The sequence below is a fragment of the Acinetobacter sp. UBA991 genome (assembly GCF_002292065.1).
In the GTDB taxonomy this organism is placed as follows: Bacteria; Pseudomonadota; Gammaproteobacteria; order Pseudomonadales; family Moraxellaceae; genus Acinetobacter; species Acinetobacter higginsii.
The window spans coordinates 30,643-46,933 of record NZ_DBBF01000024.1 but is presented as its reverse complement, the minus strand read 5'-3'; the positions used below and the strand labels follow the sequence as shown (position 1 = coordinate 46,933).

General features: G+C 39.4%; 18 protein-coding genes and 1 riboswitch. Of the genes, 11 read left to right on the top strand and 7 right to left on the bottom strand.

Going from position 1 to position 16,291, the window contains the following annotated elements; translation table 11 throughout:
* Position 1: 1 nt before the first annotated feature.
* A complete protein-coding gene (rimO, locus tag B2727_RS09825; RefSeq protein ID WP_004807421.1) occupies positions 2-1,345 on the bottom strand; it encodes a 30S ribosomal protein S12 methylthiotransferase RimO in 1,344 nt (447 codons plus the stop codon).
* 328 nt (positions 1,346-1,673) lie between these two features.
* On the opposite strand from rimO, the gene glnL reads away from it, so the two are divergent.
* The 5 genes from glnL (at position 1,674) to B2727_RS09800 (ending at position 6,752) form a co-directional block, all read left to right on the top strand.
* Complete coding sequence (gene glnL / locus B2727_RS09820) at positions 1,674-2,783, top strand: nitrogen regulation protein NR(II) (protein WP_004807423.1); 1,110 nt, start codon at positions 1,674-1,676, stop codon at positions 2,781-2,783.
* Complete coding sequence (gene glnG, locus B2727_RS09815) at positions 2,770-4,263, top strand: nitrogen regulation protein NR(I) (protein WP_033133060.1); 1,494 nt, start codon at positions 2,770-2,772, stop codon at positions 4,261-4,263. The genes glnL and glnG overlap by 14 nt, the downstream gene beginning before the upstream one ends.
* A gap of 145 nt (positions 4,264-4,408) precedes the next feature.
* On the top strand, positions 4,409-5,050 hold the full coding sequence (locus B2727_RS09810) for a TetR/AcrR family transcriptional regulator (RefSeq protein ID WP_033133059.1): 642 nt from the start codon (positions 4,409-4,411) through the stop codon (positions 5,048-5,050).
* 111 nt (positions 5,051-5,161) lie between these two features.
* Positions 5,162-6,082 (top strand): ornithine carbamoyltransferase, encoded by a 921-nt coding sequence (gene argF, locus B2727_RS09805; protein ID WP_004807430.1) that lies wholly within the window; start codon positions 5,162-5,164, stop codon positions 6,080-6,082.
* Between the two features lie 145 nt (positions 6,083-6,227).
* Positions 6,228-6,752, top strand: coding sequence for a protein tyrosine phosphatase family protein (locus B2727_RS09800; RefSeq protein WP_005188959.1), 525 nt, complete (start codon positions 6,228-6,230; stop codon positions 6,750-6,752).
* On the opposite strand, the gene ispF is transcribed toward B2727_RS09800, so the two are convergent.
* Positions 6,740-7,231: a 2-C-methyl-D-erythritol 2,4-cyclodiphosphate synthase gene (gene ispF / locus B2727_RS09795; RefSeq protein WP_004807433.1), complete on the bottom strand. Its 492-nt coding sequence runs from the start codon at positions 7,229-7,231 to the stop codon at positions 6,740-6,742. The two genes, B2727_RS09800 and ispF, sit on opposite strands and share 13 nt — an antisense overlap.
* A gap of 98 nt (positions 7,232-7,329) precedes the next feature.
* Here ispF and B2727_RS09790 point away from each other — a divergent pair, with 98 nt between their 5' ends.
* Positions 7,330-7,977 carry an A1S_1983 family putative colistin resistance protein gene (locus tag B2727_RS09790; RefSeq protein WP_005315780.1) on the top strand — a complete coding sequence of 216 codons (648 nt, stop codon included), beginning with the start codon at positions 7,330-7,332 and terminating at the stop codon, positions 7,975-7,977.
* A 47-nt stretch (positions 7,978-8,024) separates the two neighbouring features.
* Here B2727_RS09790 and B2727_RS09785 read toward each other — a convergent pair whose 3' ends face one another.
* Positions 8,025-9,269: a D-amino acid dehydrogenase gene (locus B2727_RS09785; RefSeq protein ID WP_033133058.1), complete on the bottom strand. Its 1,245-nt coding sequence runs from the start codon at positions 9,267-9,269 to the stop codon at positions 8,025-8,027.
* Positions 9,270-9,448: 179 nt separating this feature from the next.
* Positions 9,449-9,538: riboswitch (glycine riboswitch) on the bottom strand.
* Positions 9,539-9,674: 136 nt separating this feature from the next.
* Positions 9,675-10,166: a hypothetical protein gene (locus tag B2727_RS09780; RefSeq protein ID WP_004807438.1), complete on the bottom strand. Its 492-nt coding sequence runs from the start codon at positions 10,164-10,166 to the stop codon at positions 9,675-9,677.
* Between the two features lie 514 nt (positions 10,167-10,680).
* Here B2727_RS09780 and B2727_RS09775 point away from each other — a divergent pair.
* On the top strand, positions 10,681-11,334 hold the full coding sequence (locus tag B2727_RS09775; protein ID WP_227505273.1) for a hypothetical protein: 654 nt from the start codon (positions 10,681-10,683) through the stop codon (positions 11,332-11,334).
* Between the two features lie 78 nt (positions 11,335-11,412).
* On the opposite strand, the gene fumC is transcribed toward B2727_RS09775, so the two are convergent.
* Entirely contained in the window at positions 11,413-12,807 is a 1,395-nt protein-coding gene (gene fumC / locus B2727_RS09770) for a class II fumarate hydratase (RefSeq protein WP_033133056.1), read from the bottom strand.
* Between the two features lie 115 nt (positions 12,808-12,922).
* On the bottom strand, positions 12,923-13,930 hold the full coding sequence (locus B2727_RS09765) for an NAD-dependent epimerase/dehydratase family protein (protein WP_005315793.1): 1,008 nt from the start codon (positions 13,928-13,930) through the stop codon (positions 12,923-12,925).
* A 66-nt stretch (positions 13,931-13,996) separates the two neighbouring features.
* On the opposite strand from B2727_RS09765, the gene tusD reads away from it, so the two are divergent.
* Genes tusD through B2727_RS09745 form a run of 4 tightly spaced genes read left to right on the top strand, consistent with a single transcriptional unit; the run spans position 13,997 to position 15,394 of the window.
* Positions 13,997-14,365, top strand: coding sequence for a sulfurtransferase complex subunit TusD (tusD, locus tag B2727_RS09760; RefSeq protein WP_005203370.1), 369 nt, complete (start codon positions 13,997-13,999; stop codon positions 14,363-14,365).
* A gap of 43 nt (positions 14,366-14,408) precedes the next feature.
* On the top strand, positions 14,409-14,759 hold the full coding sequence (locus tag B2727_RS09755) for a hypothetical protein (RefSeq protein WP_033133055.1): 351 nt from the start codon (positions 14,409-14,411) through the stop codon (positions 14,757-14,759).
* 9 nt (positions 14,760-14,768) lie between these two features.
* Positions 14,769-15,044: a hypothetical protein gene (locus tag B2727_RS09750; protein WP_033133054.1), complete on the top strand. Its 276-nt coding sequence runs from the start codon at positions 14,769-14,771 to the stop codon at positions 15,042-15,044.
* A 38-nt stretch (positions 15,045-15,082) separates the two neighbouring features.
* On the top strand, positions 15,083-15,394 hold the full coding sequence (locus tag B2727_RS09745) for a TusE/DsrC/DsvC family sulfur relay protein (RefSeq protein WP_004807454.1): 312 nt from the start codon (positions 15,083-15,085) through the stop codon (positions 15,392-15,394).
* 8 nt (positions 15,395-15,402) lie between these two features.
* Here B2727_RS09745 and B2727_RS09740 read toward each other — a convergent pair whose 3' ends face one another.
* On the bottom strand, positions 15,403-16,266 hold the full coding sequence (locus B2727_RS09740) for a DMT family transporter (protein ID WP_033133053.1): 864 nt from the start codon (positions 16,264-16,266) through the stop codon (positions 15,403-15,405).
* Positions 16,267-16,291 lie beyond the last annotated feature (25 nt).

Sequence of the window (16,291 nt, the reverse complement as noted above, 5' to 3'; positions counted from 1 at the left end):
ATCAAGCAGATTTAATCTGAATTAACTTTGCATACAAATCATATTCATCTGCATCGGTAATCTCGACTTCTAGCAAATCGCCAGCTTTAATCACACTCTTATCAATATCTTCAACAAAAACATTGCCATCAATTTCTGGTGCATCCGCATATGAGCGTGCCACAGCAACTGGGAATTCGTCTTCTAGACCATCCACCAATACAGTCATAGTTTGACCAATACGTTTTTGCAGTTTTGCAGCAGAAATCTCTTGCTGGACTTCCATAAAACGCTCATAGCGATTTTGTTTAATTTCTTCTGGCACATGATCAGGTAGATCATTTGCTGTCGCACCTTCAACTGGTGAATAGGTAAAACAACCAACGCGATCGAGCTGAGCTTCTTTGAGCCATTCCAACAACATTTGGAAATCGTCTTCAGTTTCACCAGGGAAACCAACAACGAAAGTTGAACGAATCACCAATTCAGGGCATTTTTCACGCCACAATTTAAGACGTTCTAAAGTATTTTCACTATGGGCTGGTCGCTTCATCAATTTTAAGATGCGCGGACTGGCATGCTGAAAAGGAATATCTAAATAAGGCAGGATTTTACCTTGTGCCATCAAATCAATGGCAGCATCTACATGCGGATATGGATAAACGTAATGCAAACGAACCCAAATCCCAAGCTGGCCAAGCGCTTCACACATGTCATAGAATTTGGTTTTTACTGGCTGACCATTCCAAAAATCTAGCTTGTACTTGGTATCAACACCATATGCAGACGTATCTTGAGAAATCACAAGGACTTCTTTTACACCGGCGCGTTTAAGTGCAGCTGCTTCATCCAACACTTTCCCTACAGGACGAGACACGAGGTCGCCACGCATGCTTGGGATAATGCAGAATGTACAACGGTGGTTACAACCTTCCGAGATTTTTAAATAAGCATAATGCTTCGGTGTTAAACGAACACCTTGCTCAGGAACTAAATCAATAAATGGATTGTGCTTTGGAGGAGCTGGCACATACTCATGCACTGCTTCCATTACATCTTGATAAGCTGCCGCACCTGTTACTTTAAGCACATTTGGGTGCATTTGGCGAATTTTGTCTTCGTCTTTACCTAAACAACCGGTGACAATCACTCGACCGTTTTCGCTCATGGCTTCGCCAATGGCATCTAAAGACTCTTGCACTGCAGATTCAATAAAACCACAGGTGTTAACAACAACCAAATCTGCACCGTCATAATCTGATGCAACCTGATAACCTTCAGTCTTTAACTGAGTTAAAATTCGTTCAGAATCTACCAATGCCTTAGGACAACCTAAAGATACAAAACCGACTTTGGGGGTCTTCATGAATCTGCGCTCCACTTGAATCGGCGTATTGTATGACTTTTCTTTGCTTCCGCATAGCTGCAAAGCCATCTCTTTGTGTAATGCACCAAAATACGACCAAATTTTTAAACAAAATTCAACAACGCACCAATTTGGAACATAATAAAATATTGAAATAAGCAGATGTATGTGAAAAATACCGTATAAATCGATTCTTTCAGATTTAAGTGATTGAAATTTAGTTAATACAAAGTTGGCTTGTATTTTGCATAAAGTACATTTTAGAAGTTAATGGCTATTCATTAAAATTTATATTTATTGCGCCATTTTAAAACAGGATGATTCACAAATGGATCAACAGAACACTATCGACTATCGACTCTTAGTAGATAATCTGAGCACTGCCATTTTATTGGTCGATAGTAAGCTTAATATTTTTTATTTAAATTCTGCTTGCGAAGCATTATTTGATATCAGCTTGCTCCGCGCCTCGGGTCAACCTGTATTAAATTTACTGCATGCGCATGATGATTCATTTAATACACATGAAGCATTATTAAACACTTTAGAAAGTGGGCAACACTATACCCGTCGTGAAGCCGTGATCAATGTGAATTTTAAACCGATTCATGTCGATTACACTGCATCACAACTCAATGCAGGCAAAAGCTATCATCCACTCCTGTTAATTGAACTCAATCCGATTGACCGCATGTTGAAAATTTCGAAAGAAGAAAACCTAGTTCAACAACATCAAGTCGCTCGACAGTTAGTTCGCGGTGTAGCACATGAAATTAAAAACCCACTAGCAGGTATTCGTGGCGCAACACAACTACTTGCCCGTAGTTTGGGTGATGATAACTATCGTGAATTTACTGACATTATTATTAGTGAAGTCGATCGTTTGACCAATCTTGCGGATACCATGCTTGGCTCTCGTCAGTTACCAAGTTATGAACATGTCAATGTACACGAACCCTTAGAGCGCGTTCGCTCACTCATTGCAAATCAAACTAAGAAAAAAATTAAGATCACACGCGACTATGACTTGTCCTTGCCTGATGTCATGGCCGATCGGGACCAATTGATTCAGGTCATGCTCAATATCAGTGTTAATGCCGTACAGGCCATGACTGAGAATAAAGACTTTTTTACCGACTCAGAACCAGAGCTGGTTTTAAGAACCCGAATACAACGCCTTGTCACCATTAATGGTGTGCTGAATCGCTCAACGGTTCGCATTGACATTGAAGACAATGGCCCTGGTGTTCCTGAAAGTATCTTGGAGTCTGTTTTCTATCCGCTAGTCACTGGCCGCGCCAAAGGCACAGGACTGGGTCTCAGTATTGCTCAAAATATTATGCATCAACATAACGGAATGATTGAGTGTCAATCAGTTCCAGGAAAAACCGTATTTAGCCTATATCTACCTTGGGAGTTAAACCATGTCACGAAATAAAATTTGGGTAATAGATGACGATCGTGCCATGCGCTGGGTACTGGAAAAAACCTTTAAAGAAGAGGGTTTTGATGTCACCAACTTTGAAGAGGCACAAACTGCGCTTGAGCGTTTACATGATGATGCGCCCGATGTGATTTTAACCGATATCCGTATGCCAGGGATTGACGGTTTAACCTTCTTATCTAAAGTTAAAAATACGCATCCAGATCTACCTGTCATCATCATGACAGCACACTCTGATTTAGAGTCAGCTGTTTCGAGTTATCAAACAGGTGCTTTTGAGTATTTACCAAAACCATTCGATATCGATGAAGCATTAGCTTTGGTTAATCGTGCGATTTTGCATATCAATAAGCTGCAACAACAAGAAGCAACCAAAACCGCTTCACCTTTGCAATCGACCGAAATTATTGGTGAATCACCTGCAATGCAGGAAGTATTCCGTGCAATTGGTCGCTTATCACAATCCCATATTACCGTATTGATTAATGGTGAATCTGGTACAGGTAAAGAGTTGGTTGCCCATGCACTGCATAAACACTCACCTCGTCGCGCCAAACCTTTTATCGCACTAAACATGGCAGCCATTCCAAAAGACTTGATTGAAACCGAGTTATTTGGTCATGAAAAAGGCGCATTTACAGGTGCAAACACACAACATCAAGGCCGCTTTGAACAAGCCAATGGTGGTACTTTATTTCTTGATGAAATCGGCGACATGCCGTTTGAAACGCAAACACGTTTGCTTCGTGTTTTAGCAGATGGTGAGTTCTACCGCGTAGGTGGTCATATCCCAGTCAAGGTGGATGTACGTATCGTGGCTGCAACCCACCAAGATTTGGAAAAACTGGTGAATGAAGGACGTTTCCGTGAAGACTTATATCACCGTCTAAATGTCATTCGTATTCACATTCCAAAGCTGTCTCATCGTAGCGAAGACATTCCGATGTTAGCGCAACACTTCTTGGCACGTGCGGGCAAAGAGCTTGGAGTCAGTCCTAAAATTTTACGCACAGAAACTACGGATTATATGCAACAACTGCCATGGCCAGGTAACGTGCGCCAGTTGGAAAATACTTGTCGCTGGTTAACGGTGATGATTACGGGTCGTGAAGTCTATCCGGAAGATCTGCCTGCTGAGCTTAAACAAGCGTCTGTGCATAAAAACAATGATGCTCAAGCTGCGTCTAATACCAGCCCTGCTTTGGTTGAACGCATTGCCGTTCATCATTGGGATGAATTATTGGCACAATGGGCAATCCAAAAGCTTAAAAATGGTGAAATGAAACTTTTAGACATCGCCACACCTATGTTTGAGCGCACGCTGATTAATGCCGCACTACAACAAACACGTGGACGTAAACGCCATGCCGCTGAGCTTTTAGGTTGGGGACGTAATACTCTTACCCGCAAACTCAAAGAGCTCGGTATGGATTCTACCGATGACGATGACGACGAAGAAATTCGTTCTGCATAATTAAAAGACAATGAAAAAGCGAGTACAAGTTACTCGCTTTTTCATTTGGATTGAGAAATTTTGAAACACTCATCAATTCCATAACCATACAATGGATATGGTTTTTGTTATACTAGAATCAACCCCAACCACCCCAAAGTAGATAATGTCTGATATTTGCTATCCAAGCTGTGCTAAACCTCAAACTCGCCGCGGAGAAGAACGTCGTCTCGCACTATTATTGTGCGCAACCGATTTATTCCTAGAAAAAGGTTATGAGGCAGTCTCTTTGGATGATATCGTCAATCATGCTGGTGGTTCAAAAACATCTATTTATAAATATTTTGGCAATAAAGAAGGTCTATTCACAGCGATTTGCGATTATCGCAGAGAAGTTTTCTTTAAAGGTGTTTGTTTTCCTTATACGCCTGAAAAACCTGATTTAAGAAGCTACCTCACACAAACCCTTCAACGTTTTTATCACCACATTATTCAACCTGAAAATATCGCTTTCATGCGGATGTTTACCGAGCAAACTCAAAAAGATGCACAGCTCGCTCATTATTTCTATGATCAATGTGCACTCAATATTCAAAATACTATTGCTTTTGCACTTGAGTATGCCCATAACAGCGGCGAGATTTATTGTACGAAACCAAAATTCTCTTCGACCATGTATTTTGGCATTTTACGCGATGTCGAGTGGCGCAACTTAATGGGCTTAGACGTACCAGCCGATGATGAAGAAACCATTGATTATATTAACTATTCTGTAGATTTGTTTTTAAAAGCCCACCAAAAGGTCTAATTCTTTTGCTTTTTTTTACGCGTATAGTATAGTATTCAATTCCTTTTTTTCTACACCCATTAATCATCACTTAATTATTGTTTTTATTCAATAATTATTGGGGGAGCAAATATGGCGCTTCGGCATTTTCTTACTTTACGAGACCTATCCTCTTTAGAATTGCAGCGTATTTTAGATCGCGCACAAGAACTTAAACGCATGCAACATAGCAATACGGTCTATCAACCTTTTGCTGGTAAAGTTTTGGGAATGATTTTCGAGAAATCGAGCACACGTACGCGTATTTCTTTTGAAGCAGGTATTTGCCAATTTGGTGGTAACGCAATTTTTCTTTCACCACGCGACACGCAATTAGGGCGTGGTGAACCGATTGAAGATTCTGCTCGTGTCATTTCGAGCATGCTGGATATCGTGATGATCCGTACTTTCGGTCACGATATTGTAGAGCGTTTTGCATCTTACTCGACCGTACCTGTCATTAATGGTCTGACGGATGATCACCACCCTTGCCAGTTACTTGCTGATTTGCAAACCTTCCAAGAACACCGTGGCAGCATTGAAGGTAAAACCGTAGCGTGGATTGGTGATGGCAACAATATGTGTAACTCATATATTGAAGCGGCACATATGATGGGCTTTAAGCTTAAAATCGCATCGCCTGAAGGTTATGAGCCACAAGCAAGATTCCTCACTGAGTTTGCTGATTGCGTAGAAGTCTTTAATAAGGCTGAAGATGCAGCTGTCAATGCAGATCTTATCGTAACTGATGTCTGGGCTAGCATGGGTCAGGAAGAAGAACAGAAGTTACGTGAAAAAGCATTCTCAGATTTCCAAGTCAATGAAAAACTTATGGACTTGGCACACCCTGATTGCTTATTCATGCACTGCTTGCCCGCACACCGTGGTGAAGAAATTTCTGAACACATGTTAGACCACAAAAATGCTGTGGTTTGGGATGAAGCAGAAAACCGTTTGCATGCACAAAAAGCGTTGATGGAATTCTTACTGAATGAGAATCTGAAAAAAGACTAAGTTTAAAAAAAACAGCATCATTCGATGCTGTTTTTATTTGTGCGTTCTAAATTGAACACTGAAATAAAAACACTTATAGTAAGACAAGCCCATTAGATTAAGTTTCTCATGATATGAGAACTTCACTCAATACACAGCGGACGTTATGACTTCACTTGAACAAGCCCTATCTCAAATACCAAGCTTTTCTTTGGTGCATGAACATCTGTTTAGCTCTGCTCAACCGACTGCTGAGCAACTGCAACAGATCAAAGAATATGGTTGCAGTACTGTCATTAATCTTGCGACCAGCAAATCAGATAACCATCTATCTGAGCAAGATCAAATTTGTTTAGACTTGGGTTTAAACTACATTCATATTCCAATCGGCTGGGATGTGCCTTGCTCTGAACAATGTCTTTTTGTTTTGGATCTCATTGATCATCTAGTTCAAAACGAGATCATTTGGTTACATTGCGATGACAATATGCGTGTCAGTAGTTTGATGTATCTCTATCGCCAATTCTATATGAATATCGACCTACCCACCGCCCAAGAACTTTTACACCAAATTTGGGAACCGAACGAAACTTGGACAGGCTTAATTCATAGCATTACTTTACAACTACAAGGCCGTAAAGCAACACAAGAACTAGAACAATCATTAATTAACAGCAATCACTTTGCTTGATGCGAAATTAACACCGTTGCCGTTGCCAAGATCCCTTCTTGGCGACCAGTAAATCCCAATTTCTCAGTTGTTGTGGCTTTAATACTGATTTGAGTCACATCAACATCTAACACATCTGCAATGCTTTGGCGCATCTCTAGATTATGCTTCGCTAATTTAGGACGTTCGCAAGCAACCGTGATGTCTGCATTATTCAGCTGATAGCCACGATCCAAAATCAATTGATAAACATGTTTGAGTAACAAGCGACTATCTGCACCTTTATATTCAGGGTCTGTATCTGGAAAATGCTGACCAATATCACCGAGTGCCAACGCGCCCAACAAGGCATCACTCAGCGCATGTAATACCACATCCCCATCCGAATGTGCCTTTAAACCATGCGTATGTGGAATTTGAACACCCGCCAAAGTAACAAAATCACCTTCTTCGAACGCATGTACATCCATCCCTTGTCCAATCCGAATTTGAGCAACCATATGATTTTCCTTTTACAATATACCGAACAAATCTTGTATTCAGGCTTTCTATTTCGCTATAGTACGTTGAGCAAATTAGACTGAAAGTATAAGTGATTATGCTGTTTAACACTGTAAGAAATCAATTAAAGAAATCTGGCTACATCATCACATTGAGTTGTTTTTGCTCAACATTTGCCTATGCGGAATCAATTGACTGTACGAGCAAGGATTTGGAAGCGCAAAAAATCTGCGCTAAGCAATATAAAGAGCAGCGTCTGAAGCTCAATGCCAAGTTTTTAACCGCTTATTTGGTGACCGATGCTCCATTACAGTTATTACATGACACCCAAACCTTGTGGCTGAATCAAGTACAGCAATGTAAAAGCAAAAGCTGTTATCAGCAGCAATTTGATGCACGTTTGGATGATTTGAATTTTTATACCTCAATGAACCAAACCTTGACACAGCATTATTTGAAATATGAACACGGTAAACTAGCAGCTCAACCGGTGCATTTACAGATCCATCAGTTGGATAAGGATAAACTCAAAATAGAAGGCACGGCATACCGCAATCCCAATAATCGTCTAGAAACTCAAACCTTGTCTTTATTGGCATATAGTACGCCTGAACAAAAAGGCCAAATCATTGATAATGAAAAAAAATGCCAGTATCAGTTTGATTTTCAAAAAGCCTTATTGATTATTAAATCTACGCAGAAAGATTGCGGCAGATTTACAGGGATCTACCGCCTGTACGATTAGTGGTCTTAACATTTAAAAGCCGATGTTTTCACATCGGCTTTTTTGCTTCAGTTTGGGAATTTTTCAGCAATTTCTTGGCTAATCAATACCGCTGTTGCCGCAGATAAAGTCCAGCCCAAATGTCCATGTCCAGTGTTATAAAACACTCGTGGTTGCTTACCCTGTTTTACCACAGGCAGCATATTCGGCATCATTGGACGCAAACCGGCCCATGGCACAACATGCTCAGTCGAAATATCAAAGTTTTGGTTGACCCAATTAATTAAAGGCTGAATACGATCTGCACGAATATCTCGGTTATATCCATTAAACTCAGCTGTACCCGCGATACGTAAACGATCAGCACCGAGGCGAGAGGTCACAATCTTGGCACTTTCATCAAGTAAGCTCACCCATGGCGCATTTTTTACACTACGCTCATCTTTCAGCTGCACCGTAATTGAATAGCCTTTGACTGGATAGACATTCACACTATCACCGAGCATGTCGGCTAATTGGTAGCTTCCTACACCACCACAAACCAAAACTAAATCGGCAATAATTTCCGTGATTCCATCCGCACTTGGATTGACATTTTCGGAACTGTTTTTACAGTGAACAATCGCTTTGTCTTGCGTAAATTTGACATCAACAACATCTAAGCCAAAACGATATTTCACACCATTTTGCTGAGTTTTTTCAGCCAAGCCAACAGAGAATTTATGAATATCTCCTGTTGCATCCCCAGCCGTGTAATATCCCCCAAAATAATCACCTGTTAGCGTAGGTTCAATGGCTCTCATTTCGTCAGGTGTAATCGCATTTCGTTCAAGTTTTCCTTCAACCAACACATCATTGACCTTTTTGGCAATCTCATAGTCTTCCTTGGTGTGATACATATGTAAAATGCCACGCTTTTCCAAGTCAAACGAAATACTTTCTTTTTCTGCAATCTCAAACAAGCGTTGTCTCGCCAAAAGTGCCAAACGTACAGTCTCAATGGTATTGGCTTTATAATTTTTAATATGCGTTAAGAATTCGATCAACCAGCGATATTTATGTGCACTAAAGGATGGATTGAGCAATAAAGGTGCATCCTTTTTACTCATCCATTTAATACCTTTAAGTACGGTTGCCTTTTGATTCCAAACCTCGGCGTTACAGGCAGACAACTGTCCGCCATTGGCAAAAGACGTTTCCATGGCTGGAAAGAGATGACGATCGATCACCGTCACTTCATAACCTAATTTATTTAATTCATAAGCAGACGTTACACCCGTAATCCCCGCACCAATGACAACAACATGTGGCATAGCAAACTCCTAGAAATGCATAACATTTCTTAATGCATAGCCCCATCTGTCATGGTACCTGAGAGTTTCGGCAGATGATTACCAATTAATCATTGAGCCTTCCCCTTCGGTGAGTGTTTATCATAGAAGAAAAAAGTTGTTAATTTCTACAAGTTGAGCACTGCTCTCCAGATTGTATTTCTATTATTACAGTCCTTCTGCCTGAGAGTTTCCGGGGTCGTTGCTCCTTCGGCGAGTTCATTGAAGAACTTCTCTCCCGCAATAATATTTATATCCTTATAAGCAATATATATGCCGCCTAAAAATACCGACACTAAATTCTTGTAATTGTTTGTAGGCGAAGAAGTGTTCTATTTCAAGTTACTTAAGCCATAAAAAAGCAGACTCTAAGTCTGCTTTCAAATATTAAAATTTACATTGCAAAATTTGTTCTGGGAACTGACCTTTCCAGAGTTCGCGTAACGTTGGTAAATAGAATTTCTCCCCAATCATGACTAGTTCAGCATCAATCAGCGCATGAATTTCATGCATCAACACATAATCCAAAGCAATGAGTGATAATTGCGGCTGACTTTGGGTTATTTGCTTACGTCTAACTTGCGCTTTTTTTACCAGTTCATTGGCAAAGTTTTTGTCTTTATAGGTGGTGATCGCACTTAAACGTAGCTCGATAATGCCCCAGCCTTCCAATAATTTTTTAAAAGTCTCAAAGTCTTTTGATGTTGCTTCCCATGTCACATTGTCTAAATTACTGTCTTCAGGTAGTACGGGCAATAATAAATCTGCAGTGCTAGGAAAGATTTTCTTTAAATTCAACAGAAACTTAACAGGATTTTCATTCGGAAGATCAGAAAATTGGATGTTGGTTTGGGTATCTGTTAAATAGATAGAGAGCATCAAAAAAAATCCTAAGGTAAAATACTGTTTTATATAAAGTTAATTTCAGCTCTGCACAGTTTTGGCAAAACAAAAAAGATAAAAACAGAAGGAGATGATCATTCTAACAATTATGACAATTTATTCAATGTTAGTTTCGCTCTAAAGACTTTCCTCTACACATTAAGTAGCTCCTACAAAATCATAATCTCAAGCATAAAACATAGTCAAAGAGAGATCTTTGACCTTAACCAACTGCCTACCACATCATGGAGAATAATTATTTACATCATCATCGTGTAGCAGATACATAAAAGTTTGCTATCCGTTCTCTACCTTTGGAATAATAGAACTGACCATGCAGGTCAGTTCAAAATTACTCATTTCACAGCTTTTTGAAGATAAAAAAACATGTGAAATATCTATTAATTCAATAGGCTTTAAAACAACGGACATCATTTACTGATTACCTTATGTCCGTTCTGAATAGGCTTTGTAGGAGTTAATCAAAGTGATTAAGATCAAAGAATTGATAATGTCTGAACGTATAGTCTTAGATAAATCAAAACTATTAGATACATTAGACAGCACATCCATCTCATTAAAAAATAAACTTGTATTTCTACCTTTTATCGCCCATTTCGTTATGAATTTTGGTGACTTTAATAAATATGTATTGCCATTTAAAGCGCCAACAAATGAATTGGAAAATCTCGTAAACATACATGCAGCAGAAGATGCCGAACATTGGATTTGGTATGTGCATGATTTAGAAAAACTAAGCTATGATCTTCCTGAAAAATTTACGACAACTTTAAAAAAATTATGGTCAAAAGAAAATGAAGAAAACCAAATCCTTTTTTTCGAGTTAGTCCATCTAGTTCACAACCAACCAGCCAATATTCGACTTGCAATTATCGAAGCAATCGAGATTACAGGTCATATCATCTTTTCAAAATTGAGAGATATCACCCAACATTCTAATTACCAGTTAAGTTATTGTGGAGACATCCATTATCATAAAGAAACAGGTCATACCATTGGAGCTGAAGAAAAAATCATAGATCAGCTAACCTTCTCAACATATGAAAGTGAAATTGCAACTCAATCCATAAAACAAGTCTTTAAAGCATTTAGTCGCTGGTATCAGTACTTGGATTTCCTTATTTGTACACATCATAGATCCTGACCAACTACAGTACTTGATATCTCTATTTTATAAAGAAATCCCTCTATTAAAGAGGGATTTCTTATTCAGGAATCAAGCTTACTTACTATTCGGTGACACCATATTTTCAGGTTTCACCACCTCATCAAATTGTTCAGCAGTCACTAAACCAAGTTCAACCGCGACCTGCTTTAAGGTTTTATTTTCCTTATAAGCCGTTTTCGCAACTTTGGCAGAGTTTTCATAGCCAATCACAGGATTCAATGCAGTGACCAACATCAATGAGTTATGCAAGAAATGATCGATCTTGTCACGATTCGGTTCAATACCCACTGCACAGTGATCGTTAAAGCTATTGCAAGCATCGCCCAACAATTGAATCGATTGCAGTAAGTTATAAGCAATCACGGGCATAAATACATTGAGCTCAAAGTTACCTGAAGCACCCGCTATATTAATTGTGGTGTCATTCCCTAAAACTTGAGCAACAACCATGGTCATCGCTTCGCTTTGGGTCGGATTAACTTTACCTGGCATGATACTTGAACCAGGTTCATTTTCTGGAATACGAATTTCACCAAATCCGCAGCGAGGGCCACTTGCCAACCAACGAATATCATTGGCGATTTTATTTAAGCTTGCAGCAAGTGTTTTTAATGCACCTGATGCAAACACAGCAGCATCACGACCAGCCAACGCTTCAAATTTATTCGGTGCTGTCACGAATGGCAGACCGGTTAATTCAGCTAATTGCTCCGCTGCTTTAACCGCATAATCTGGATGTGCATTTAATCCAGTACCAACCGCTGTCCCACCTAAAGGCAATTCATATAAACCAGACAGTGCTTGTTGTAAACGCTTCAAACCATGCTCTAATTGTGAAACATAACCACTAAATTCTTGGCCCAAGGTCAAAGGTGTCGCATCTTGTAAATGGGTACGGCCAATTTTGACGATATCATCAAATTCTTCTGACTTACGCTGTAATGTATCTTTTAGCTTCGCAACGGCTGGAATGAGTAATTCATTAATTTGAATACTTGCAGCCACATGGATTGCAGTTGGGAATGAGTCATTGGTTGATTGTGCACGATTGACATGATCATTCGGATGAACTGGTTTTTGTGCACCCAATACTTGACCTAATTTCTGATTGGCGATATTGGCAATCACTTCATTACAGTTCATATTGCTTTGCGTACCTGAACCAGTTTGCCAAACCACCAATGGAAATTGTGCATCCCATTGTCCAGCAATTACCTCTTCAGCAGCACCAACGATATATTGGCTTAAATCTTCAGGAAGTTGTTTTAATTCAGCATTGGTAATGGCAGCAGCTTTTTTCACCAAACCCATTGCTCGAATCATGGCACGTGGCAAGCGTTCTTGACCAATCTTAAAGTTTTGTAAACTTCGTTGCGTTTGCGCACCCCATAAGGCTTCATTCGGGACCTCAATGTCACCCATTGTGTCGTGTTCAATTCGCATTTGCATAAACAACCTCTACTCTATTTGGTTAAAGTTCTCACGGGCTGAAGCAAAGTGATGCTTTGGCTAGTTGCCGTTATCCTAATCAAAGCAGATATAATTGTAAATAATAATCATTATCCTAATTGCCTTTTAAGGTATTCAGATAAAAGCGCCATTCATCTTCAATCATCTGTGCTAAAGGTCGTTTTGGTGACCAGTTAAGAATCTTCCCTGCCTTATCAATTATTGCACCTAATTGTGCAATCTCATCATGCTGAAATACTGCGGGCTGAACATGCACTTTCGCCTGAGTCACTTTCTCAATTTCATTTAATAAGTTTTGAATTGAGGTCAGTTGTGAATGTGCGATGTTGAATGACTCCATACAGTTGTTCTGCGTACTTAACCAATTTAGAGTCATTAAAATGGCATCACATGCATCTAAAACATGCAGAAAGCTTCTCTCAACAGTTCCATCAGTAGTTGCGGCCTGATTCTGCAATTCAATACATTCACGCTGCATAGCAGCAACTTGTAAAGCTAATGGCACGATATTCTTAGGCAATTGAGTGACAAACTCACCTAACACACCATGCTCAAATGCACCAACAATATTGGACAACCTCAGATTTACAATCCTCCACTCGGGATCGACACGATAAGTATCTGCAATAATATCTTCAACCATTTGCTGAGATCGAACATAAGGGTTCGAATATTTATAATTAAATTCAGTCTCTTCCTTAAGCTCAGTACTTGATTGCCCATAAACCGCCAGACTGGACAAATTGATTAACTGTCTCACCCCCATGCGTTGCATGGCTCTTAACAGGCTCATAATGCTGCTAACATTGTCATTATAATATTCAAGAGGTTTTAAAGTAGATTCTTCTAATGATTTAAAACTGGCAGTATGAATCACAGTGTCGATGGAATATTGTTCAAAAACTTTATTAAGTGCAGGTGTATTTCGAACATCAAGTTTCGCAAATGGAATATACATTCCTGAGATATATTCTAAACGTTCTAAAGTTTGTAAGGTCGAATTGGCTAAATTATCCACAATGACGATTTCTTGCCCGTGAGCCAAAAGGCTCAAAGCAATATGTGAACCAATAAAGCCTAAACCACCTGTCAGCAAAATCATTGTATACTTACCTTCCTTTATATCTGTCCATCATTTTTTGCCAATTATGACCATAGTGAATATTCCATGAGCACACTATTGCTAATTACTTCCTCTCCTACGTCGATTATGGCTTGGCATGCTTTTGGTCTAGCTCAAGCGCTTCAAAATAAGGATGAAGAAGTTCGTGTCTTCTTTTACCAAGATGGTGTTCAGGTTGCGAATGACTTACAGTGGTTTCCCGATGATCAACGCAACTTAAAACAAGAATGGCAAAAGCTTGGCATCCGACTCCCTGTCTGTGTCAGTGCTGCCCTTGCTCGGGGTATCACTGATGCGGACAATGCAAAACGTCATTCACTTCAACATCACAACTTAGCCAATGGCTTTGAACTTGTGGGTCTCGGAGAACTTGCTGACGCAGTACAAAGCTGTTCTCGTTTAATTCAATTTTAATTAAAGTTCTTTACTAGCGTGTTGCTTTGAAAAGGTAAATTGTGTGAAATCTGTACTCGTCATTCTAACTCAACCTAACTTAACAAGTTTGCAAATCAATGAAAGCTTGTCCGCTACTATGGTTTTAGCAACCTTTGGTATTTCTGTCAAAGTATTATTAAAATGTGCAGCAATTAACTTATTGGATAATAAATTAGAATTTGATCAACTTTTACACGAGTTTAAAATTGCATCCAACTTGGTTGAAAGTTTTGAGTTCTATGATTTAACCCCAATTTTAATTGAATCAAAAAATCAAGAACTTAACGCTGTTAAAAATACAGAACAGGAAATTGAATTTGTTGATCTCTGTTCTGAATTCATTCAATCATTTGATCATATAATGTACTGGTAAGGCCACTCCATGCAAGCAACAACACTGTTCCTCGTGCAATCTAATGCTGATCAAATTTGGTCGGATTTAATTAAAATGGCACAATCTGATGACTATATTGTGATTATGGGTAATGCAGCAATTCAAATACCTAGCGCGATTACAGCAACTTATTACAACATTTATTGTTTAACAAATGAGCACAACTTACTTGATGATGAAATTAAATCTCGGATTCAAGCGATCGATTATGCACAATTTGCGGATTTAACTCTAAAATTCAAACGTTGTGTTTCTTTGAAATAAGACATCTTCAATTCATTTTAAATTTGTTAGGCTATTTTATGCAGTTAGAGTTAGACCAAGACGGCCATTTAGTTGATTACACCATTTGGAATCAAGACGTTGCACAAGAATTAGCGAAGTCTTTAGATTTGCAGTTAACCGACTGGCATTTTGAGATTCTTTATGCAGTACGCCAGTTTTATCAGCAATTTGGACATTCACCTGCAACACGTCCGCTGATTAAGTTTTTAATGAAAACCGTCAGTCCTGAAATTGATAATGCAGCATTACAGCAGAAATTTAATACAGGTTTAGTCGCTCGACATTTAAGTCGTTTAGCTGGCGTACCTAAACCTGCAAATTGTTTATAATTTTTTATTTACGCAAATTTCTTGGCACAAGCAACACAGGCAATTACTGCAATCGTGACGCCAAACATGGCAGGACTTACTTGTTCATGTAATAAGACTGCGGCAATCGCCAAACCAAAGATCGGTTGCAACAGCTGGAGTTGCCCAACAGTTGCAATCCCACCTTGTGCCAAGCCCTTATACCAAAAGAAAAAACCAATCAGCATACTAAATAAAGACACATAGGCCAAACCAAGTTTTGCCGATGTTGAAATTTGATCAAAGCTCATAGGCATATAGAGATATGAAATGAGCAGCATGATCGGCAATGTAATAATCAATGCCCAGCAAATCACCTGCCACCCTCCCAAATGTTTAGAGAGTTTTCCGCCTTCGGCATAACCAAAACCACAGAATATAATTGCCAATAACATGAAAATATCACCATAGTTAAAGGCCCAACTCCCTGTTTGGACTAACATATACCCAAAAACCAGTGAAGCACCTAAAACTGCGAATAACCAAAATACGAAATTCGGTCTTTCTCCACCTCGTAGCACACCAAAAATAGCAGTCGCCAAAGGCAATAAGCCTACAAAGACAATGGTGTGTGCAGCACTGACATATTGAAGTGCTAATGCTGTAAATAACGGAAAGCCAACTACAACCCCAATCGCAACATAAAATAATGGCAACCAATCTTTTCGTGTTGGTAATTGCTGACGTGATAATAAAATCAAGGCCAAACCAAGAAGACCCGCGATTGCGGCACGAGCAGCAGTTAAAAAGGTAGGGCTAAAATCCATAACCGCAACGCGTGTGGCTGGTAGTGAACCGGCAAAAATAATCACACCGATCAGACCATTCATCCAACCACGACTTAAAGTTTTCATTTAAATTCTCCAAATCTATATGAAG